Source organism: Desulfosporomusa polytropa, assembly GCF_055380075.1.
In genome coordinates this window covers 5,201,055-5,223,657 of the sequence record NZ_AP042400.1, presented here as the reverse complement: position 1 = coordinate 5,223,657, position 22,603 = coordinate 5,201,055, and the positions used below count along the sequence as shown (strand labels likewise).

Annotated in this window: 18 protein-coding genes; 3 read left to right on the top strand and 15 right to left on the bottom strand. The window is 42.8% G+C overall.

The features are described from left to right. Positions 1 to 23 precede the first annotated feature (23 nt). The 15 genes from ACZ449_RS26285 to ilvD (ACZ449_RS26215) all read right to left on the bottom strand — a co-directional run bounded on the left by ACZ449_RS26285 (position 24) and on the right by ilvD (ACZ449_RS26215) (position 20,007). Positions 24 to 1,274 carry a four-carbon acid sugar kinase family protein gene (locus ACZ449_RS26285; RefSeq protein WP_464258963.1) on the bottom strand — a complete coding sequence of 417 codons (1,251 nt, stop codon included), beginning with the start codon at positions 1,272 to 1,274 and terminating at the stop codon, positions 24 to 26. A gap of 224 nt (positions 1,275 to 1,498) precedes the next feature. Next, complete coding sequence (locus ACZ449_RS26280; RefSeq protein WP_464258962.1) at positions 1,499 to 3,433, bottom strand: sigma 54-interacting transcriptional regulator; 1,935 nt, start codon at positions 3,431 to 3,433, stop codon at positions 1,499 to 1,501. A 61-nt stretch (positions 3,434 to 3,494) separates the two neighbouring features. Further along, positions 3,495 to 5,174: a dihydroxy-acid dehydratase gene (ilvD, locus tag ACZ449_RS26275; RefSeq protein WP_464258961.1), complete on the bottom strand. Its 1,680-nt coding sequence runs from the start codon at positions 5,172 to 5,174 to the stop codon at positions 3,495 to 3,497. Between the two features lie 34 nt (positions 5,175 to 5,208). Beyond that, the gene (dmpG, locus tag ACZ449_RS26270; RefSeq protein ID WP_464258960.1) at positions 5,209 to 6,219 is read right to left on the bottom strand and encodes a 4-hydroxy-2-oxovalerate aldolase; all 1,011 of its coding nucleotides are present in this window, start codon (positions 6,217 to 6,219) and stop codon (positions 5,209 to 5,211) included. Then, positions 6,216 to 7,115, bottom strand: coding sequence for an acetaldehyde dehydrogenase (acetylating) (locus ACZ449_RS26265; RefSeq protein ID WP_464258959.1), 900 nt, complete (start codon positions 7,113 to 7,115; stop codon positions 6,216 to 6,218). The genes dmpG and ACZ449_RS26265 overlap by 4 nt, the downstream gene beginning before the upstream one ends. 93 nt (positions 7,116 to 7,208) lie before the next feature. Next, positions 7,209 to 7,988 (bottom strand): IclR family transcriptional regulator, encoded by a 780-nt coding sequence (locus tag ACZ449_RS26260; RefSeq protein ID WP_464258958.1) that lies wholly within the window; start codon positions 7,986 to 7,988, stop codon positions 7,209 to 7,211. A gap of 117 nt (positions 7,989 to 8,105) precedes the next feature. Beyond that, positions 8,106 to 9,005 (bottom strand): 4-hydroxy-tetrahydrodipicolinate synthase, encoded by a 900-nt coding sequence (gene dapA / locus ACZ449_RS26255; RefSeq protein WP_464258957.1) that lies wholly within the window; start codon positions 9,003 to 9,005, stop codon positions 8,106 to 8,108. A 26-nt stretch (positions 9,006 to 9,031) separates the two neighbouring features. Continuing rightward, positions 9,032 to 10,615 (bottom strand): response regulator transcription factor, encoded by a 1,584-nt coding sequence (locus ACZ449_RS26250; protein ID WP_464258956.1) that lies wholly within the window; start codon positions 10,613 to 10,615, stop codon positions 9,032 to 9,034. A gap of 35 nt (positions 10,616 to 10,650) precedes the next feature. Continuing rightward, the gene (locus tag ACZ449_RS26245) at positions 10,651 to 12,225 is read right to left on the bottom strand and encodes a histidine kinase (RefSeq protein ID WP_464258955.1); all 1,575 of its coding nucleotides are present in this window, start codon (positions 12,223 to 12,225) and stop codon (positions 10,651 to 10,653) included. A gap of 176 nt (positions 12,226 to 12,401) precedes the next feature. Beyond that, positions 12,402 to 13,706: an MFS transporter gene (locus ACZ449_RS26240; protein ID WP_464258954.1), complete on the bottom strand. Its 1,305-nt coding sequence runs from the start codon at positions 13,704 to 13,706 to the stop codon at positions 12,402 to 12,404. A gap of 371 nt (positions 13,707 to 14,077) precedes the next feature. After that, positions 14,078 to 15,367, bottom strand: coding sequence for an NPN-dependent 2-hydroxyacid racemase, LarAH10 family (larAH10, locus tag ACZ449_RS26235; RefSeq protein WP_464258953.1), 1,290 nt, complete (start codon positions 15,365 to 15,367; stop codon positions 14,078 to 14,080). 27 nt (positions 15,368 to 15,394) lie between these two features. Beyond that, entirely contained in the window at positions 15,395 to 16,483 is a 1,089-nt protein-coding gene (locus tag ACZ449_RS26230) for an iron-containing alcohol dehydrogenase family protein (protein ID WP_464258952.1), read from the bottom strand. A 116-nt stretch (positions 16,484 to 16,599) separates the two neighbouring features. After that, positions 16,600 to 17,451, bottom strand: coding sequence for a 3-methyl-2-oxobutanoate hydroxymethyltransferase (panB, locus tag ACZ449_RS26225; protein WP_464258951.1), 852 nt, complete (start codon positions 17,449 to 17,451; stop codon positions 16,600 to 16,602). A gap of 24 nt (positions 17,452 to 17,475) precedes the next feature. After that, positions 17,476 to 18,309 carry a 3-methyl-2-oxobutanoate hydroxymethyltransferase gene (gene panB, locus ACZ449_RS26220; RefSeq protein ID WP_464258950.1) on the bottom strand — a complete coding sequence of 278 codons (834 nt, stop codon included), beginning with the start codon at positions 18,307 to 18,309 and terminating at the stop codon, positions 17,476 to 17,478. A 33-nt stretch (positions 18,310 to 18,342) separates the two neighbouring features. Then, complete coding sequence (gene ilvD / locus ACZ449_RS26215; protein ID WP_464258949.1) at positions 18,343 to 20,007, bottom strand: dihydroxy-acid dehydratase; 1,665 nt, start codon at positions 20,005 to 20,007, stop codon at positions 18,343 to 18,345. Positions 20,008 to 20,388: 381 nt separating this feature from the next. Between ilvD (ACZ449_RS26215) and ACZ449_RS26210 the strand changes: the two genes are divergently transcribed. From ACZ449_RS26210 to ACZ449_RS26200, 3 genes are all read left to right on the top strand, one after another. Continuing rightward, positions 20,389 to 21,153 (top strand): DUF2087 domain-containing protein, encoded by a 765-nt coding sequence (locus ACZ449_RS26210; protein ID WP_464258948.1) that lies wholly within the window; start codon positions 20,389 to 20,391, stop codon positions 21,151 to 21,153. A 33-nt stretch (positions 21,154 to 21,186) separates the two neighbouring features. Continuing rightward, positions 21,187 to 21,558, top strand: coding sequence for a GIY-YIG nuclease family protein (locus ACZ449_RS26205; protein ID WP_464258947.1), 372 nt, complete (start codon positions 21,187 to 21,189; stop codon positions 21,556 to 21,558). A 128-nt stretch (positions 21,559 to 21,686) separates the two neighbouring features. Beyond that, positions 21,687 to 22,577, top strand: a complete 891-nt coding sequence (locus ACZ449_RS26200) for a LysR family transcriptional regulator (protein ID WP_464258946.1) — start codon at positions 21,687 to 21,689, stop codon at positions 22,575 to 22,577. Positions 22,578 to 22,603 lie beyond the last annotated feature (26 nt).

Here is a 22,603-nt window from a genome sequence, read left to right as displayed (position 1 = left end):
ACTAACACATATTGACAATGTTCTTATAGCAATTCCAGTACTTTGCGGAGTGAATTTTGCTTGCCAAAACCACCAGCCTTAGTAACCAAATGTACACCGTCACAGTTACTGCCAACAGCTTTGCAAACCGGTATACCAGGAAGTATTTCCCGTTCAAGATCAATTAATCCAATCCCTAAGGTATTACAAATACTTGTTGTTGTGCCATCACCAGAGATAACAAGATTCCGCAGACCGTGTTTCTCAACAATTTCTTTGGTAAGCTGGCCCAACAAGTTGGTTATGACCTGACCATGCTTTTGCACTTGTACCGATAAACTTAACGCACCTGCGTCATTGCGGTTTTTGAGCAATGTATCAGTCACAACTACCGGAATCCTTCCGTCAGCCAGCACTGTCTCAACGCTGGTTATCACCCGCTGCAATTCTTCGGCTGCGCTGCCGCCATAAATTACATCTGTTTGAATAGCAATCAATTCGGTGTTGGGATAATCTAAGACACTGATTATTTGCTCGGCTGTAACATGATTCAGTGTCCCTGCAACAAGCATAGTTCCTTGTCGCAAACGCAAATGTTCTTGCGCAACGACCTTCCAGGCGATAGGTAACTTACTTGCTAAACCGGCAGAGCCGACAGGGAGACAAGGAATATCAAGTTTGCTGATGGCAATGGCAATATTACGTAAATCTTCATCTGTCACTGCGTCAACAGCAATTAAGTTAATTCCTGCCAGGTAGAGCTCGGTAAACTTTTGTGTGAGTTTTTTTTCTCCCTGCCGTACGTCAGTCAATGTTAAAACAGCTACAGGAATCTCAGGAGAAGACTTAATTATGGAAGGAACATAGCATATAGGAAGCGGACTGCTATTATCGCCCCAAGCTTGTACAATCTGCAAATAACCATTTTCTACAATTCTGCCATGGGCAGGATAGGACGGAACAATAATCGCGAGACTAAGTGCTAGCGATTCCATCATTGCTTTTACTTCTTCAGCAATATTTCCCCGCAGAGTAGAGTCAATTTTTTTGTAAAAGCGGTGAAAACCAAGTTTAATGAGCTCAGACCCGACTTGGTAGACACGATCATAGGCAGCATCTGCCGAGACCTTACGTGAGTTAGTGTTAATCGAAATCACGTCAATTCCCGTACAGTGCTTTATTAGTTCTGTGTGGTTAAGTACAACTTGCGTACTAAAACCAAATTTCCGAAATTGTACTCCCGCATCATTTGCTCCAGTTAAGTTATCTGCAATAATCGCTAGCCGTTCCATCATATATCTCCATCCTCATTTACGTAATAGTATATGCATTTTCCATGCCAATTTTCATTACAATCTCATTTTCTATAAAAAACGCAGTAAATTCAAGACTATTGTCGCAATAACATTACTATTTGAAAATCCGCACAGCCATATTGATATTACAAAATGAAAGCCAGGTATATAGTTTACGCTATATACCTGGCATAGTAGCTATATTATAATTGACTTTGTCGCATTTATTGCAAATTGAAATCATTTCTTTCACTTTGAAATGATTTTATTTTTCGCCAAATTGTTGTTGTACTAATTCCTAAAATTTTTGCCGTTTTCTCGTGACTGCCTGTTTCCTTCAGAACCTGCATTATTATGGCATACTCTATTTCTTCCATAGTTCCTTTGGGCACCGTTCTAACTTCATCACCCTGACAATCATCGCTTGCATCTAAAACTTTTCTTACATCATCGCTACTTACAATGGTATCTTTTTTAAGAATCATTAACCGCTCGATGACACCCTCTAACTCCCTAACATTTCCCGGCCACTGATAACGTGCCAGAACACTCGCGGCCCCGGCACTAAAGTGCAACGATTGTTTACATAGCTTGGTTGAGAGTTTTTCACCAATAGCTTCAACTAACAAGGGTATATCTTCCGGTCTGGCAGCAAGCGGCAATAGCCTTAGCTGCAGAATACTTAATCGATGATAAAGATCCCGGCGAAACAATCCTTTTTCTATTAATTCTGGCAAATTTCTATGAGTTGCTGCTATTATACCTACATCCACCGGGATGACCTTATCCCCGCCAACCCGCATAATCTCACGCTGTTGCAGCACCCGCAGCAATCTGGCCTGCATACCCAACGAGACTTCACCTATTTCGTCAAGAAAAATCGTCCCTTTGTCAGCTTGCTCAAACAAGCCTTTTTTGCCGTTTTTGCGAGCGCCGGTGAACGCCCCAAACTCATAGCCAAAAAGCTCACTTTCCAACAAGCTTTCTGGCAAAGCTGCACAATTAACAGCAACAAACGGACCCCTGCAGCGCTTACTATAGTTATGAATACTTTGCGCAATAATTTCTTTGCCAGTACCTGTATCCCCATTAATTAGAATTGTCGAATCCACGCAAGCATAACTCTTAGCAGCCTCCAAAGTTTCCTGCATAAATGTATTGACTGTGATAAAATCATCAAAATTATAGGTAGCCTTGTAGCCACTTTCAGTTAGAGCCTTGCTTGTCTTATCTTTGTCCTTAACAGAAAATGGCGCTTCGGTAATTGTTACTATTGCACCCACTGTTTGTCCGCTGACAAGCATAGGTACAATTCGGCAAGTAAAGTCTTGATCGCCGCCACCATCAGTCAGTGCTGCCATTCTTGTCTGTCCATACCGTAACGTATCATCCAGATTTATGTCCGGAAAAACAGTGGCGGCAAGATAGCCCACAATCTGCGCTTTATTCTTGTTCAGCAATTTTTCTGCCGTATGGTTAACATACGCAATCCGCCGCTGACTGTCAATAACAACTATGCCTTCTCCGATAAACTCCATAATGGCTTTGAACTGCTCCAGTTTTACCTTGTCCACGCGTCCAGCCAAAACCAACTCGCGCGCTCGGTATACCGACTTAAACACAGTTTCACGCCCTACTGTTATTGGAAAACAGGGAATGGTATCCATATCAACTGATGGTTCGCTCCCCCGACTGTCCGCAATATCCGCAATTTCTTTAACAATCGCTACAATCTCTGATACATCTTCTCCTGGAATACCCGCCAAAATCTTAGTCTTAATTCCCAAGATGTCAGCAACAACTGTGGCGTCAGCAATTATAGCATCGCCAAGCAGCCCCACAGTCTGCCGAGCGGGGGTCAAATTCCCGGCTTTTTCCAGCCATTCCTTAACCCCCTGCAAACTCTGCAAAATATCCAGCATACTTGGTCGGAGAGCAACAGTAGGAATAGTAACCGTTGTCTTTATAGTCTCACTAAAGGTCGCATAACAAATAAGTGCATCTGCTCCTCTTTCGCTGAGCTGCTGCGCAATGGCAATACTATCTTCCCCTGAGGCCACAGCCACATGGATCTTTTCTCCCCATTCACTGAATAAATCCAAAGCACGCAAAGTGAAATCTTTATTAGGAGCAATAAGTGCAATTTTATTTGTCTGCAAGTGTAATCCTCCCCAATACCATGTCGCTTGAAGAATCGCCTGTCAGCACGCGGCTTCTTGCTTAAAGCTTGATCACAGCACCCTTAGCAGCCGAGCTTGCCAATTTAGAATAGATACCTAAATAACCGCGGGTAAATTTAGGTTCCGGCCTTTGCCATTTTTTCAGCCTTGCACTAATTTCCTCATCAGAAAGATGCAGCTGCAGCAGTCCCTTAGTAACATCTATAGTAATCTTATCCCCGTTTTCTACGGCAGCTAACGGCCCGCCTTCCGCTGCTTCCGGCGAGATGTGTCCAACAAAGCAGCCATTATTGGTGCCCGAAAAACGTCCGTCAGTAATCAGCGCTGTTTTCTTGGCCAAGCCCATACCATATAGATACTTCATCGCTTTATACATTTCCCTCATACCAGGCCCGCCTTTCGGCCCTTCGTAGCGGATAACTACAACATCACCTGCAGTAATACCACCATTCAATATGGCCGCTTCTGCAGCTTCTTCAGAATCAAACACCTTGGCGCTGCCTGTGAATACATGCATAGCCGGGTCAATTGCCGCCGGTTTGGTTACCGCTGTCTCTGGCGCAAGATTTCCCCTTAAAATTGCTAGCCCTTTCTGTGTTCCAAAAGGTTTGTCCAGCGTGCTAATCACGTTGTAATTAAAGGGGTATTTAAATTTGTAGTCTGCCAAGTTTTGTTCTACCGTTTTGCCACTTACGGTAATGCTGTCTTTATTAAGCAGGTGTTTAATTTCTTGCATCACCTTCGGAATTCCTCCCGCCTGATGAAAATCTTCCATATCATACTGCGAGGCCGGATTTACTTTGGCAATCTGCGGCGTGGACTGACTGAGCCTGTCATAGGCTTCCATCATGGTCTCAGCCTCAATGCCCAGTTCTGCCGCAACAGCCGACAGGTGCAACACGGCATTTGTCGAGCCGCCGGTAGCCATCAATACCCGGATGGCGTTCTCCAGTGACTGATAGGTAATGACTTTGTCAGCCGTTATTTGACTAGTTACTAACGAAACTATGGCCTTACCCGTATTTTCTGCCAGCCTCAGCCTATCTGCATAAACGGCAGGCACAAGTGCCGCTCCCGGCAAGGACATTCCCAGCGCTTCGGCCAGACAGCACATGGTATTCGCCGTCCCATAAAAAGCACAAGAGCCGCAGGTCGGTCCGCATAGTTCCTCTAACTGTTCATAGCTTTGTTCGTCAATTTTATCACTTTTTAACATACCCAAGGCTTCTGACATTGTTGTTAAATCAGATTTGCGATTATCAAATGTTACGCCGCCAAGCATCGGCCCACCATTTAGAAAAATAGCCGGGATTTTAAGTCTGGCCGCTGCCATTAACATTCCGGGGACAATCTTGTCACAGGAGCCTAACATAACAATACCATCTAACCGATGAGCTTCAACCATTACCTCAATATCGTTGGCAATTAGGTCCCGCGACGGTAAAATATAGTGCATACCTGCATGTCCCTGAGCCGTACCGTCACAAGCACCAATAACGCCGAATTCAGCAACAGTTCCACCAGCCCGGTAAATACCCTTGCGCACATGTTCAGCAACCTGGCGCAGGTTGGCATGACCAGGTACTAGTTCATTCCAGGAGTTAGCGATACCAATAACAGGTCGGTTCAAATCATCATCAGAATACCCCACTGACTTAAATACACTGCGGTTGAAACACCAATCGGGTTTGTTTAAAATATCATTGCTTCTATTTCCCATAACCTTTGTTCCTCCCTCTATTGTTTTTGATTCACTATAAAGCGGCTTTTTGTTTAGCCAGTTCAATGGCTACGTCAATAATCAAGTCTTCTTGTCCGCCTACCGTTTTGCGCCGTCCTAGTTCCAACAAGATATCACGCGCATCTACCCCAAATTTCTCAGCCGCCCGACGGCTATGAAGCATAAAGCTGCCGTAAGCGCCAGCATAACCGATTGCCAATGCCTCATTGCTGATGATCTGAGGACGGTCCATCATATCGTCAATAACATCTTTGCCTAGATCCATAAGTTTATAAAAATCAACCCCGGTTTCATAACCAGCCTTACTCAGCGCAGCAATCAACACCTCAAGTTGGGCATTACCAGCCCCGGCACCCAAGCCACGCACAGTACCGTCCACCGACGATGCACCAGCCTCAATTGCAGCTAATGTATTGCCAATTGCTAAGCCCAAATTGTTATGGGCATGAAAACCTACAGGAACCGATACCGCATCCAGTACGCTCTCAATCCTGATTTTAATTTCGGCTGGCATCATCGCTCCGGCCGAATCGGTTATATTGATTCGATCTGCACCGTAGCTTTCAAATTTTTTAGCTTGTTCCACCACTTTTTCCGGTGACGCCATATGAGACATCATCAAAAAGCCGACAGTCTCCAGTCCATTTTGTTTGGCAAATTTAATATGCTGCTCGCCTGTATCGGCTTCCGTAACATGGGTAGCCACCCGAACAGTATTCAGACCGTACTCCATAGCCACCTGCAGATCTTCTACTGTGCCGATTCCTGGAATCAATAAAACGGCAAACTTCGTTTTCTTTAAAACTTTGGAAACTGCTTTGAAATACTCTTCGTCTGTCGCTCTAGCAAAACCGTATTGCATGGATGATCCACCGATGCCGTCGCCATGGCCAACCTCTATGGTATCTACACCGGCTGCATCCAGTCGGGCAGCAATAGTCGCCATTTGTTTAGGTGTCATTTGGTGGCTGACGGCATGCATTCCGTCACGCAGTGTTGTGTCAAAAATTCGTATTGATTTCATTTCGTTACCTCCCCGGACTTCAGTTGTGCATAATGTTCTGCAACAGCTACCGAAGCGGATGTAATAATATCGAGATTGCCGGAGTATTTAGGCAAATAATCTCCCCTACCTTCGACTTCCACCATAGTAACCACACGATCGCCATCAGCATATGGTTCCACCTTCAAACGATAGCCTGGTACATATTGTCTCAAATCCGCTACCATGGCATTCACAGAGTCGATGATTTCCTTGATCTTGCCGGTATCGCACTTGGTATAGATCGTATTGCGCATCATGATCGGTGGTTCGGCCGGATTAAGAATGATAATGGCCTTGGCTTTTTTTGCGCCACCAACCTTTAACAATGCATCACGGGTAGTCTGTGTAAATTCGTCAATATTCTGCCTAGTTCCCGGACCAGCACTCAGGCTGCTAAGTGTAGAAACAATTTCCGCATACTCTACCGACGCGACCCGATTGACAGCATAGACAATCGGTACAGTTGCCTGTCCACCGCAGGTGACCATGTTAACATTGCATTCATTGATATGTTGTTCCATATTGACTGCCGGGACCATGTAGGGGCCAACTGCGGCCGGAGTCAGATCAATCGCGAAAATTCCTGCTTCTTTTAACAGCGGCGCATGTTTGGCATGCGGTCTGGCACCAGTAGCATCAAAGACAAAATCAATCTTGTTATTAGTATGATATGCCAATAGACCGTCAATTCCTTCGGCAGTTGTGGCAATACCGAATTCTTTCGCCATTCGCAGACCTTCCGATTCGGCAATAATACCTGCCATCATCACCATTTCCAAATTTTCACTGCGGCGAATCTTCATCATTAAGTCAATTCCAATGTTACCTGGGCCAATAATAGCTGCCCGTAATTTCTTTTGCTCCAAATTACCCATCCTCTCTAATCCTCTTACTATGTTAGTTTGACATTGTCAAACCTAGTTCGTACTTTCACCTAAAAAAATTAATACCAACTAAAAAACTTGATATTAATCTTTAAACCCCAATTGATGTGAAATATCCTTGGCAGTCCTTACCACTCTGATGGCAATTTCATCAAGTTGGGGCACCAACAGCCTGCTAGCCGGTCCCGAAAGGCTAATCGCGGCAATAATTGAGCCGGAACTATCTTTTACCGGTGCAGCAATACATTGTAAGTCCTGCTCAAACTCCTGACTGTCGAAAGCATATCCCCTTTCGCGTACCTGCTGTATCTGATTAAGTAGTTCCGGCAAGTCTTTCACGGTATTATTTGTGTATTTTTGTAATACACTGCCACAATACAAATCCAAAATTTGCTGCTTATCCAGCCCTGAGAGCAACACCTTACCAACACCTGTACAGTAAGCTGGGTTGCGACCACCGACTTGTGACCGTATGCCAACTGATCGCAAACCATCCACTTTATCGATATAAACAACATCTTCACCGGAAAGTATCGCAAGATGCGTTGTTTCCTGATAAGTAAGCGATAGCTCCTTCAGGTATGGCAACGCAATATCTCGCAAATCTAGATTAGTGATATAAGCCTGGCCTAATTCAAATACCTTTACACCAAGAGAATATTTCCCTGTCTTGGTGTCCTGACGCATATAGCCACATCTCTCCAAGGTAGCAATAAGACCATGGGCAGTACTCTTGTTTATGTCAATACCTTTGCTTATTTCTGTTAGACCGGCAATGTTACCATGTTCTGCTACATACTCTACGATCTTAAGCGCGCGTACCACTGATTGAATCGTTCTTTCACCCTCTTGTTTGCCAGCCACTATTTTCGCCCCCTTTGTTCGACATTATCAACCGCAGTTTGGCATTGTCTTGCACACTTCGATAATCACCAGCACTATTCCTGCTCACCAGAGTACCTTCCAAAAAAATATTTTAGATTAACCCTGGATAGCCTCTGCTTTTTTCAGCAACTCCTGGATTGTCTGTAATTGCGCAGTTGTCAATCCGGCAGCTGGTTCTTTTACCGCCGGAACAAATGGCTGTCCGGTCGCAGCAGCAGCGCCTTTAATGCCGGCAATAAAGGGCTCAGACACATCATACAAACTCATCAGCAGGGAAATCTTGGCTTGCGCTACCGCAACCCTGTCCAAATCTTTTGCAGCATAGGCGTTCATAAGACCAGCAAAAACCTGAGGAATGATATTGGTTAAACCACTCAAAACACCATCGCCGCCTGCCATTAGGTTAGGTATCAGATATTCATCAAAACCGGAAAGAACACTAAAATCTGGACGTTCAGCCTTGACAATGCGGATCATTTTCCGCGTATGGCTGATGTTATCTACCGTATCCTTGATTCCCACAATATTGTCAAACTCTTTGACCAAACGAAGCACAAGTTCTGGTGTAAGGTCGTAAGACGTCCTGTCAGGAAAATTGTATAGTACAATCGGCAGCGAGGTACTTCTGGCAATACTGGCATAATAATGATAGATTGTTTCGGTATTCAACTTGAAGTAATACGGCGATATAATTACTGCCGCATCAGCGCCAGCTTGTTCTGCAAAACGAGTAAGTTCAATAACCTCTGCTTGCACCGTACCGCCTGTGCCGATAAGTACAGGTACCCGTTTGTTTACTGTTTTTATGGCAAATTTGATAAACTCTTTTTTCTCTTCCATAGAAAGCGTAAAAAATTCACCAATACTGCCTAAGAACAGAATTCCGTTAATTCCATTGCCAATTAGCCGGTTGATGTGGGCCTCATTCCCTTTAAAATCAATTCTTCCTTGTTCATCAAGAACAGTAATAATCGGTGACAATACCCCTTTAAACATATTTATACCCCCGTTTTATATAAAATTCAAACCCTACCTATTTCAAACACTTGCGCCCGTACAGACGCAGTAAGATTGCTAGGTGATTGTTGGTAGTGTTTTTTAAAGACACTGCTAAAATAACTAGCATCACGAAATCCCACCATGCGAGCAACTTCATTAACAGTATATTTACCTGTCAACAATATTTCTTTCGCTTTTTTTAAACGAATATTCGTCAAATAAGTCGCGTAACCTTCGCCGGCATGTTTCTTAAAAATACGGCAAAAATAGCCTGTACTCATAAATAATTTTTCGGCCAATTGTTCCAGTGTAAGGTCTTTATGGTAATTCGTATTGATATACTCAACCGCCCATTTCACGGCTTGCTCGGCTTGATTTTGCTCTAAAGAGCCAACATTACTCTCCAAAGTATCAATTAAATTACACAAACATTGTTCTAAATCGCATACCGAAGTTGTCTGATTCACTTGCGTGATGAAATTCTTACGAATCAAATTTGCATCCGTATCGGAAATGATATATTCCGCATATTTTCCAACCAGATTATTGGCGATTTTTATAATTGCGGCATGCACATATTCAGGCTGACAAACAGACTGCTTGGCGTCACTCAAAAACTGGCGAAGAACTGCTTTGGCTTGCTCCGGTTTACGTTCCAGCAGATATTCCCGTAGTTGTTTTTGAATGACCTCACATTCTATTTCTTTAGGTCCATCCACAGCACTGTCAATTACTAGAAGCCCCTGTTGTTGCCAGAATAAACCGGCTTCCCGTTTCTTCTTGGCATTCTTATAGTCCCCACCAATTTGCGACGGTCTATCCACCAAGCTGAGACCGGCACAAATCGTAATCGCATATTTTCGTTCCCACTCTTCCAATTGAGTCTGCAATACACAGCGTTCATCATAATCCCAATGATCAAAAATCATCACTAATTCATCACTAAATGAGGTTACAATGACATTTTCCCCAAAAAGAGTCGTACTTTCCTGCAGAAGTCGTTCTTCCATCCCAACACTCTGGGACCTCTCCGAATCATGCCAATACGAAACAGAAAGGACGGCAGCCGGACTGAAATCTTCCATTTTAGAGATACACTGCAGTAATTTCAAAGCACCAGGATTATCACTGTCCGATTTTAATAATTCAAACAACCGCTGTTGTGTCACAACAGGTCTGTCTTTGGCAATTTGTTGCTCCAACCGCTCAAGCCGTTGTTTCGATATTCGTTGACTTAACGCGCTGGCAATACCTTTGCGAAGTGCATCTGCCAATTGAGCTGGTTTAATAGGCTTTAGCAGATAGTCGGCAACATGAGTTTGCACAGCCTGATGAGCATATTCAAATTGACTATAGGCAGTTAGTATATAAATAATTGCCTCTTTGTGCCTTTCCCTAATAACCTTTGCTGCCTCAAGACCATTCATCAGCGGCATATTAATATCGAGTATGATAAACTCCGGCTGATACAAGTCTGCCAACTGCACAGCTTGTTCTCCATCCTCTGCCTCACCGCAGATTTGGAAAGGCAAATTGTACTGTTTAACAATATACCGCAGGTATTGGCGCACCGCAGGCTCGTCATCGGCAATAATCATTTTGTACATTTGCTTCCCCCCACTCGTCTCGCGTTGAAGTCAACCTATAATGGCAAGACAATCCGAGCTAACGTTCCTCCTGCTGATGACCGATTGATCGTAAGTTCAAATTTTTCTTCATAATAATGCTTTAACCGCAAGAAAATGTTTTTGAGCCCAATCCCTTTCAGACTTGGCGGATCATAATCAGCATTAGCCAGTTCCCGAACTGCCTCAACAATGGCGTCAGGTATTCCACAACCATTGTCGCAAACCTCAATAACCCCACAGTTTCCTTGCATGTACCCATGCACCCAAAGTTGTCCTTCTTGACGAACATTTTTAAATCCGTGCAATATAGAATTCTCTATTAGCACCATTATCGTCATAAAAGGAATTTTTATTCCTAAGATCGCGGGATCTATATCAATAGCAACAGTAAATTTATCTGGAAACCGCGTCTGTTGAATAAACAAGTAGTCTTTAATATAGCTTAATTCTTCTTCGATCGTAACTAACGAATCTACTTTGCCCAGACTCAATCTGAGCAGATTCGAGAGCGAGTAGGTTAGCGACGCCAAAGTGCTGGCACCATCCATTTCAGCCTGTTGAGCAATGGTATTTAGCGTATTAAAAAGAAAATGCGGGTTGACTTGTGATTCCAAAAATTTAAGTCGCGCCTGGCTCAGGGAATGATGCAGCAATGCTTGTTTTTCCCGTTCTTGGGATAAATTAATCCGGTAGTCGCTCAGTTCTTTTTCTTTCATGGAGTTAACCATTAGTTGTACAAGCGAAGCACTCACTAATGACAAAGTCTCAGCAACAGAATTAAGATGATTGCGGTGGATAAAATTTAGTTTGAAATAGACTTCCTGAGCACTGTCGGCAGCAAATTCGTTTGAAACTGGCTCAACCTGAGTTATGTTTGTTGACATTCTCCCATAACCACAGCCAAGATAGCCTAATACCCTATTATTAATTATAAAGGGGCTTTGAATTGCCGAAACACCAAATTTACAATGGAAAATCTTCTGTTCCAAATAAGGCGGCGTTAAGGCTGTTGTGTTCAAAATACAGTTTCCGCACTGTTCATTGATACATCGTTGACAGATCTCAGGCAAATTGTTCTTATCTGTCAGAAAATTACCAGCTACATCAATCAGTGTAACCGTCATTTGGACTGATTGCGCAAACTTTTCAACAATAGCATCAAGGTTAATCAGCTTGGCCACTTCACTAAGCTCAATATCCTTACCAATAATTCCCTCTTCTAATGGCTTGGGCATCGTTGAGTAGACAATGCTAAGAAAAGAAATCGGCTTTGATGAATTATTGACAATACGATGCTTACTGCCCTCACTGATATAGCTGATTTTGCCTTCTTCCAGTTTTATTTCCCGGTCGTCGCACCAATGAGTAGTCATACCATCAAGGCCAATGATAATCTCGATATAACCGGAATGCACATGTGGTGACTGTGAACCGCCAGGGTATACCGTTGATACAGATACAGTTGGCTGAGTTTTCGACTTATCCGGTTCTAATTGCAACCAATGTTGTTCTCCCCAGCCAAACTGCTGATCACTAACAATATTTACTTGAAAAGTTTCTTTTATTTTGTTAGCAATATCACTGGTCATTTATAATTACCTCGTACTTTCCACATAAGGTTATTACCGCTAACTATTATCCATTCGCTAATAAAAATCCTGCATTATTTTGATATATTAATGCAGAATATGTCGTAACAAAAGGGCTGTGAGGACTTCTCCTCTCAACCCTTTTTGTTCACGTCTATTCCAAGACTATTTTACCGTTAATTCAATTGACTCTCAGCTTGTTTCTCGGCTGGCGGCTTGCCAAGAGCTAATACCGATATTGTACCCATAATGGCAAAGGATGCCAGGAAGTACATGCTCAAGGTGGTCGATCCACCGCTTAGTTCCTTAAGGAAGCCTACAACATAGGGTCCAATGAAACCGCCAAGGTTAGCTGTCGAATTAATGATGGCTATACCGACTGCAGCCGTTGCTTCGGTCAGGTACATATTAGGGAAACACCAGAATGTACCGACAAAGCAGTAAATAGCCATCTGGCTTATGCAAATAAGCCCCATAGAAATCCATAAATCATTTGTCATTGTTAAACCAATCAGGCTAAAGAAAGCCACACTAATTGGCAGCGAGCCATGGTACTTACGCTCCCCGGTCTTGTCTGAGTGACGGGCAACAAGCACCATCGCGACTACTGCAAAGAAGTAAGGAATGCTAGATATCAATCCTATATTGGTAAGACTCAATGCTTTTGATAAGCCCTTAATAATCTGGGGCATCCATAATCCCAAACCGTATAAGGCAATAACATAGCACAGATAGCAGAAAGATAAATGCCAAACTTTCCCCATTTTGAATACATCCCATTTGTTAGCAGGTACAAAAGCAGCTTTTGCGTCATGTTCTTTTTTCAGTTCGGCAAGAAGCCATTCTTTCTCATCTTTTTCCAGGAATTTTGCTTGTTCAGGACGGTCAATCATCGTGAAATAGGTTACAAAACCAAGCAGAACTGCAGGTGCTCCTTCTAAAACGAATAACCAGCGCCAGCCTGTTATGCCCATCCACGCAACATTTTCCATAATCCAAGTGGAAATCGGCCCTGTTATAATGTTTGCTAATGCCATGCCGCACATAAAGATGGAAACAGCACTAGCAAAGTACTTGCCCGGAAACCAGAAGGTCAAATACAGGATAATACAGGGATAGAAACCAGCTTCAGCAACACCAAGTAGAACACGTAAAATACCAAATTGAGTCGAGCTTTGAACAAAGCCTGTAAATACGGTTACCAAACCCCAGCTAATAAGAATCCGGGTAATCCAGATACGGGCCCCAACTCTGTGCATAATAACATTACTAGGTACTTCAAAGAAGAAGTATGCGATAAAAAAGATACCAGCGATAAATCCGAACATACTAGGGCTTATACCCAAGTCCGCATTCATTTGCAATGCGGCAAAACCAACGTTTACCCTATCAACCATAGCCATGATGTACAGTAACATCAGATAGGGAAGTAACTTCCAACGTAACTTGCTTATTGTTTTTTCTTCAACTGCACTTACCATAATATCCCCCTTTTCCGCATTAATTAGATTATTAAGACTCTTTTGGGTATGCCCCTGGCCAGGGAAGGGAAGCCTGCATTTACTCTATAACATAACAAGCTTTCCTTTTTAAAAATTTTCTATGTTTATATATTTGCCAATTATCGCTCAATTACCTCCGGACTTTATTGATGCCCATCATGAATATATTGCACACATCGTACCACAGGAAAAATAAAACCACTAAAGATTTACCTACAAACCTGTTGTTAATACACATTTATATCAACAACAGGCTTGTACATCTTTAGCGGAATTCAATACAATTTATAAAATTAAGTCTAACAGGAACTTGACGACTCTTAACTAACCCTTAAGAATCTTAGATCAGATTACCGCAAAATCGGCAGCGTATTGGCACCCTGCGGCATTACAGTATAGGTGGGGTTATCGACGCCACATCTTTCCCTGGCAATTCGGAGCGCCTCCTCAATCGTGGTTGTGGGAATCATACCAGTCTTGCGAACAAACTCGGCATTTTCAGCACGCGTAACCATGACATATGTGGCATGGCTGCTGCATTCTACTTCTTTTAGCGCTACCCAGCCCGGTATTCCAAAATCTGCGCGCAACGCTTTTTCCATGGATAGCTTGTCATCATATTGAAACCAGCGGGAAAATTCCTCTGGTTCGTAAATGTCTGCACACTCACTTAAGAGTACTACCGCACCGCCTTTTTTTACAGCATAATAGGCGTTATCCATGGTCTTACCGGTTTGGTAAAGATTAATATCTTTAGGAAAGCCACCGGCTGTGGTAACTACAATATCTGCTAAGTTATCGATTGGTACACCATAAAGTTGATCTACCAGTTTACAGCCTTCCTTCCAGGCCGAAACCCAGTTTCCGGCGAAAACGCCACCAAATTGACCGTCAGGAGTAGGCACCGTATTAACGATAAAGTCAGGCTTAATAAAGCCGCCAACTTCCATCATATCTTCATGCAGCTCGTTGCCTTGTGTTTTTCTGGACGCAGAATTAGGGTTAGAGCCGGCACCTACAGCACGCCCAAGTCCCCATAAGTGATTCTGGCGAATGGTTTTAATGGAACTAATGCCTGGAACAATACTTTTACGCCCGCCGCCGAAGCCAGCCATATAATGATAGACAATGCCGCCTGTTAGGATTAACCTGTCGGCTTCAGCTGCTATTTTGTTAATAGAAACCTCAGTTCCGGTACTGGTCTTACCAAAGTACACCATGTTGTCCGAATCAAAGGCATCATGATTTACTATTTTAATTCGATCGTAGATTTCCTTGCCGCATAGCTGAACAAACTCTTGCTCGGTATTTTGACGGTGGCCGCCTACCGCGATAATAATAGTAATATTACTGTCCGGTATGCCAGCTTTGTTAAGGGTAGCAATAATCTCAGGTAATACTACCGGCATTTTCTGCCAGGCACGGGTAATATCACTAACGGCAATCGCGACTGTCTCACCAGCTCTTACCAGCTCGCCCAGTGGCGGGGCGTCAATCGGTTTAGCCAGTGCCTCACGCACAGCCTGAGGGATATCGGCGATAGGCGGATACTCTTTACCAACAACTTCGTGCAGGAGCTGTTCTGCCGGAACAGAAAAACTCATTTCTTCCTTGCCATACTTTAACGTAAACTTTTTCATCGTCCAACACCTCTTTCTAAAAGACACTTATCCTCTTTTTTTATTATACTCTTCCAGGTCTGCAATAGCTTTATAAAGTTTTTCTGCGGTTATTTCATAAGGTGCATTCTTAACATCTCTTACAGTAAGCGTTGTTTCGATTGCAGGCCCAAGCTCGTCGTATGTAACCTCTATATCAGCAAGCTTTGTTGGCAGCTTAACTGTTTTATAGAAATCGTAAAGCTCTTCCAGCTTATCCATCTGATTATCATACATAAGCAGTACAAGAACACCATAGGAAACAACTTCGCCATGAAGATGGTTCTTTTCAATCTGTGGAAGGACAGTCATACCATAGAAAAGAGAATGAGCGATACTGCTATTGATTGAAAACTCAATGAAGTTTGATACGATACCGGTTGTGACAAGATTACAAAGACAAATCTGTTCAACCTCGAAGGAAGGAGTATTGTTTCTGCAATCTTCAAGGGCTTTTGCTCCATACTGAACCAGAGGCTTATAGCACTGAACGCCCATAGCTACACCAAATGCATTTCCATGCGCTAATGCCTTGCCACGGCTTGCAAGCGTAGTTTCAAAGTGCTTAGCCATTGTGTCAGCCATACCTGTCCATAAGTAAACCTCTGGTGCCTCAGCGATAACTGTTGTGTTTATGAAAACGTGAATAGGTGGCATGCCATCAGCACGCTGCCAGGTATCACGAATAACTCCATTTGGATAATATATAACAGCAACAGAAGATACGCCTGCACATGTTCCTGCTATTGTTGGGAAAGAGAATAATGGCTTTTTAGCTACATAGGTTGCATATTTACAGCAGTCAATCGCCTTTCCACCGCCGACGGCAAAAACCATGTCAGCTTCCTGAACTTTAGGATTGGCGATAAGAGTATCCCCATTTTCAAATGATGCCTCGCCGCCATACCAAATAAAATCGATTATTTCAATTTTAGAATCCTTTAGGGCATCAAGTAAATAACCCTTAGCTGCTTCCATAGCGTTTTTTCCGCCGATAACAACTGCTTTTGTTCCATAAGGCTGGCATATTGCAGGAATATTTTTATAGGCATCATCACCTACAGTATAACTTGGTAACATCTGTGAATAAAAGCTCATTACTGACTCCTCCTTGAGTAGATATCATTTAACAAAATCTCATGAATTTTGCCATAATTCGTATCGCTAAAAAAGGCTGGAGGATATTTCCCCGCAGCCTTTCTAGCGTCTGCTGATTATTTATCCAACAAAGCAAGAAACTCTTTTACATCTTCTTGTTTCATACCATAGGTATGTTCACTGTCAACCGGGAATTGCCCGTTTCTGACTTCCTCAGTATATTCTTTAAATGCATTTGTCAGGACTTCGCCAACATTAGCATACTTCTTAACGAATTTCGGCGTAAAGTTATCATACATACCAACCATGTCAGCATAAATCAGTAGTTGGCCATGAGTATAAGAACCAGCACCAATACCCAGAATAGGAATCCCCGCTCTTTCGGTGATGGCTTTACCGACAGCAGTAGGAATGCCCTCTACCAGAATGCTGAATGCACCTGCCTCTTCCACGGCTTTGGCCTCATTCACGATTTTCATGGCAGCAGCTGAACTGCGACCCTGGGCTTTGTAACCACCAATTTGCCCCATAAGCTGCGGTGTCAAACCAATATGCCCCATAACCAGAATACCTGCTTGCTGGATGGATTTAATCCGTTCAGCAATCATTGGGCCGCCGCCTTCCAGTTTGATACAATCGGCACCAGCTTCTTTGATGAAGCGCCCAGCATTAGCAATAGCTTGCTCATTGGAAGTCTGGTAAGACATATATGGCATATCGCCAACAATAAAGGTATTAGGTGCACCGCGACGGACAGCCGAGCAATGACGAATCATATCATCCATAGTTACCGGGAAGGTAGTATCATAGCCTAAGCTTACCATACCGAGAGAATCGCCAACCAGGATCATATCCACCCCAGCTTTTTCTTCCATTTTAGCAGTAAGATAGTCATAAGCTGTAAGATATACGATTTTTTCACCTTTAGCTACCATTTGAGCAAAATCATTAATTGTTTTTTTAGCCATTATATATCACATCTCCTGATTAAATTAGTATAAACGTTTCAAGTCGTCATCGCTCATAGTAAAGCAGTGCTTTTCTTCCGGGAAGGTGCCATCATCAATTTCTTGGCACCAAGTGTCAAAAACATCAACCATTTGCTGTCCCATTTGCGCATATTGTTTAACAAATTTAGGGACAAACTTATCAAAAATGCCGAGTAAATCATAGGCGTTAAGGTTATGTCCATTACAATCCCCACCGCCGCCAACACTGATTGTCGCACACTTGACCCGCTCAGTGATTAACTTGCACAAACCGGCAGGCATACATTCTAACACCATGGCAAAAACACCAGCATTGTCAATAGCAATGGCATCTTGCATCAGCTTTTCAGCAGCTTCCGCGCTTTTTCCTTGAACTTTAAAACCGCCCATCATTGCGGCTGTTTGCGGCGTTAAGCCAATGTGGCCCATAACTGGAATACCAGCATCCACTACCGCTTTTACCGTGTCGGCAATTTTAATGTTGCCTTCCATTTTAACACAATCAGCACCAGCTTTTAGCAGAGTGCCTGCATTGCGAATGGCTTCATCGCGATTTACTTGGTAGGACAAAAAGGGCATATCGCCAACAACAAAGGTATTAGGTGCTCCCCGGCGGACAAGCTTTAAGTGATATAGTTCTTCTTCAAATTCTACTGGCACAGTGCTGTCCTTACCCTGAATAACCATTCCCAGCGAATCACCGACTAAGATAAGTTCGGCAGCCGAGCGATCGACAATACCAGCCATCGGATAATCATATACTGTAATCATTTTGAATTTTTTACCATTTTGTTTGGTCTCAAGAATCTGAGGAATTGTAATTTTTGTTTTAGCCACTTTCTATTACCTCCTATTATTTTTGCAATTAAATTATTTAAATACGGCACCCGCCATTGCTGACGATACCATCTTAGAATAGCGATCAAGATAACTGCCTTTAATTACATGATCTTGTTTGGCAGGCTGCCAGGCCGCTTTGCGGCGAGCTAATTCTTCATCACTAACATGCAGATGAACGGTGCCGTTCGTGATATCAATCTCAATCATATCGCCTTCTTCAATCAGGGCAATCGGGCCGCCTACGGCTGCTTCCGGGGAAACATGTCCAATAGCAGCGCCTGCTGTAGCACCAGAGAAACGGCCATCAGTTACTAAAGCTACTTCTTTGGATAAGCCCATACCAACAATTGCAGCCGTAGCTGTGAGCATTTCCCGCATGCCCGGGCCGCCTTTCGGACCTTCATACCTTACTACAACCACATCACCGGGCTTAATTTGTCCCCCGTAGATGGCAGCAACAGCTGGCTCTTCCTGGTTGAAAATTCTGGCCGGACCTTTGTGGTGGTGCATTTCCGGTACAACTGCCGCACTTTTGCATACGGCCCCTTCAGGTGCCAGATTGCCATATAGCAATTGCAGTCCGCCTTTGGCTGAATACGGGTTATCCATTGGCCTAATGACATTACTATTGATTACCTTAGCATCACTGACATTCTCGGCAACCGTTTTACCAGTTACGGTTAGGGCATCGTTGTGCAACAAACCAGCTTTACTCAATTGGCTCATTAATGCCGTTATACCACCAGCATTATGAACATCAGCCGGATAATGGCCATTATTAGCAGGTTTGATTTTAACAAGGTGAGGGACCTTTTGAGCAAGTTCAGCAAAGCTGTTGATATCAAAATCAATATCTGCAGTTTTAGCCAATGCTGTTAAATGTAAAAGTGTGTTAGTTGAGCCCCCAATAGCCAAGTCCACAGTAATTGTATTTTCAATGGCATCTTTGGTCACAATCTGCCGTGGTAAAATTGACTTGTTGTACAATTCCATAATCTTCATACCTGTTTGTTTGGCTAACGCTAACCGTCTGCCAGTCCCTGCCAGACAGGTTGCACCAGGCAAACACATGCCAAGCGCTTCAGTGAGGTAGTTCATGGTATTGGCTGTTCCCAGCAAATTACAGGCGCCACAACCAGGCAGCGCATCTCTTTCTCTTCTTGATAATTCCTCACGGGTAATAATGCCTCTAGCGACATCGCCCTGTGCAGCCATCAAGTCAGTATAGCCAATTTCCTGATCATCAACACAACCAGTAGCCATTGGTCCACCACTAATCATAATGGCCGGAATGTTGAGGCGAACAGCCGCCATCAATAGCCCTGGTGTTATTTTGTCACAGTTAGTGATAAGTACCATAGCATCATATTGATGACCGTTGATCATACATTCTACCGAGTCACAAATCAATTCCCGGCTTGCCAGTGGATAATGCATTCCATAGTTGCCTTGCGCAATCCCATCACAAAGACCGATTGTCGGAAACTCTATTGGCGTGCCGCCTGCAGCAATAATGCCTTCTTTGACCGCCCTGGCTATGGTGTCCAAATGCCTGTGTCCAGGCATGGTCTCATTTTGAGTATTTACAACAGCAACCAATGGTTTTTCCAAATCTTCTGGTAAAAAACCCATCGAATAATATAACGCGCGATGTGTTGCCCGTTCTAGACCCTTTGTGGTTATATGGCTTCTCATGATTCTCTTTGCCTCCTCTTTCTAATTCGCATTTGCAATGAAGTCAAACACAACTCCAGCAAATAAAATGGGTTACTGAGGTTTTATGATTGATAGTATTCCTTAAAAATGATGATTCTACCTTCTGAATTTTTTGACATCATTATTAAGAATTTTGTCTTATTAGCAGACGATGGTGCAAATCACGATAGCCTAACAAACCAATTTTCCCTTATATTTTCCTACCATACCAATCGCTGCAAACAATTACAGGTTGTTATAGATAAAACAAAAATTATCTATAATATGATCAACCAAAAGGTGATTGTATCTTGACTAATAAAGATAAACAAATTATAATAACATCTGTACCAGTGATAGATACTATAATGAGGTGTTTAGATGAATGACTTAACAGAACTATTTTGGCAGGCATCGCTTGATGAAATAAAGCAAGGTTATCTCTATTGCAAACAAACCGATGAGTTTGTTTGCCTGATTTGTGGAAAAAGCTTTGCCAATGGAGTAATTTACCCCTATCAAGAGCAATTATACGAGGCCCGCAAGTATGTTGCGATTCACATTGCTGCCCAGCACCGCTCCCCCTTTGAGGTGCTGATTAACCTAGATAAAAAGTTAACAGGACTAACCGATCACCAAAAAACGATTCTCGAACTTTTCTATGAAGGACACACCGATACCGAGATTGCTAAAACCCTTAATACAGGCAGTACCTCAACCATCCGCAACCATCGTTTTTCTCTCCGGGAAAAACAAAAGCAGTCTAAAATTTTCCTCGCCATTATGGAACTGCTAGGAGAACAGACCCCCAAGAAACAAACCTTTATTGACATACCTCGCAGTACGCAAATGATTGATGAACGCTTTGCCATCACTGAAGAGGAAAACAAAAAAATATTATCTGCCTGTTTTAAGCAAGGCTTAGATGGACCGCTTGCAGTATTTCCGCTTAAAGAAAAGAAACGCGTAGCTATCGTAAGGCATCTCTTAAAGAATTTTGAGAGTGACAAAACCTATACCGAAAAAGAAGTAAACGGAATTTTGCAGCCATTTTATTATGATTATGTACTACTGCGCCGTTATCTCATTGAGTATGGTTTTATGGATCGTACCCAAGATGGCAGCTCTTACTGGGTTCGAAATTAGCTTGAATCATTTAAATCAAGAATGGAGTTGAAAATGTTGGATAGACGTAAAGAATTAAAAGCATTATATAAACAGACGGCTTTGCCGACCGGAATATTTCAGATAAAAAATCAAATTAATGGTAAGGTTTTTATTGGCAGCAGCACAAACCTAAACGCTATCTTTAACCGCCACCGCTTCCAACTTAAAATGAAATCCCATAAAAATGCAACATTACAGAAAGAATGGAATCAATATGGCCCAGAAGCCTATTCTTTCGATGTTCTTGAAACTCTAAAGCCAGAAGCAGTACCCTCAGAGAAAGTAGCCGAAACCTTGTTAGCGCTGGAAGAAAAATGGCTTACTGCTTTAAAGCCGTATGATGAACACGGTTACAATTGCCCAAAAGAGACCCAGCAAGTTTAATAGAGAAACTGCCATCGCAAGGTGGCAGTTTCCTGTTTATGCTTCTAAATGAAAATACAGTGACACGTCCGCCTCATCTATAGTATAGTGTAAATAGCATTTATCTTCTTGTGTAAGGAGTTGGTTGTTTGTCGCTTTCAAAATATGAAATATTTAATACCATTAGTGAAGTTGGCAGTCTAACCAAAGCCGCTGAAAAGCTCAATTTGACCCAATCAGGCGTCAGTTATGCAGTTTCTACCCTTGAAGCCGATTTAGGATTTTCTTTACTTAAGCGAGATCGGTCTGGTATCAGCTTAACAAGTAATGGAGAACGCATCCTTCGCCATATAAAAAGAATTTTACATGAAGAATATCTTTTACGCCAAGAAATAGCTGCCATTAAGGGATTCGATACTGGCACTGTGCGTCTAGGCACATTATCCAGTGTTTCCATGCAATGGCTGCCTGAAATATTAGCACAATTTAATGAGATGTATCCTCACATTGAAGTAAAAACCTATCTAGGCTGCTATGATGAAATGAACGACTGGATATCTGATGGTACTGTTGACTTTGGTTTTGTATCTTTACCTAGCTCTAAACCATTTGAAACCATTCCTTTAAAAAAAGATAAACTATTTGTTATCTTGCCACCTAACCACCGACTGCAACATGAAAAAACTATCTCTTATGCACAAATGAAAGATGAATCTTTCATTATGCCGCAATGGGGCAGCGATGATACTATTAAACGCCGCTTAAATGAAAATAAATTGAACCTGCAAGTCAAATATGAGTTGATGGAAGAGCGAACTATTTTAGCCATGGTCCAGCGGGGCCTAGGAATCAGCGTTCTTCCTGAACTAATTTTAATCAATGTACCTGATAACCTTCACATCATAGATTTAGCAGAAAATGACTACCGTGTCCTGGGACTAGCGGCACTCTCCTTAAAAAATATTTCTCCGGCTGCAAAAAAGTTCCTTAATTGTATCCGTTCCTGGTTGCGAGAAAATAAACTCCTTGACTTTGAATGATATCTCTATCAGTATATGTCTTAACG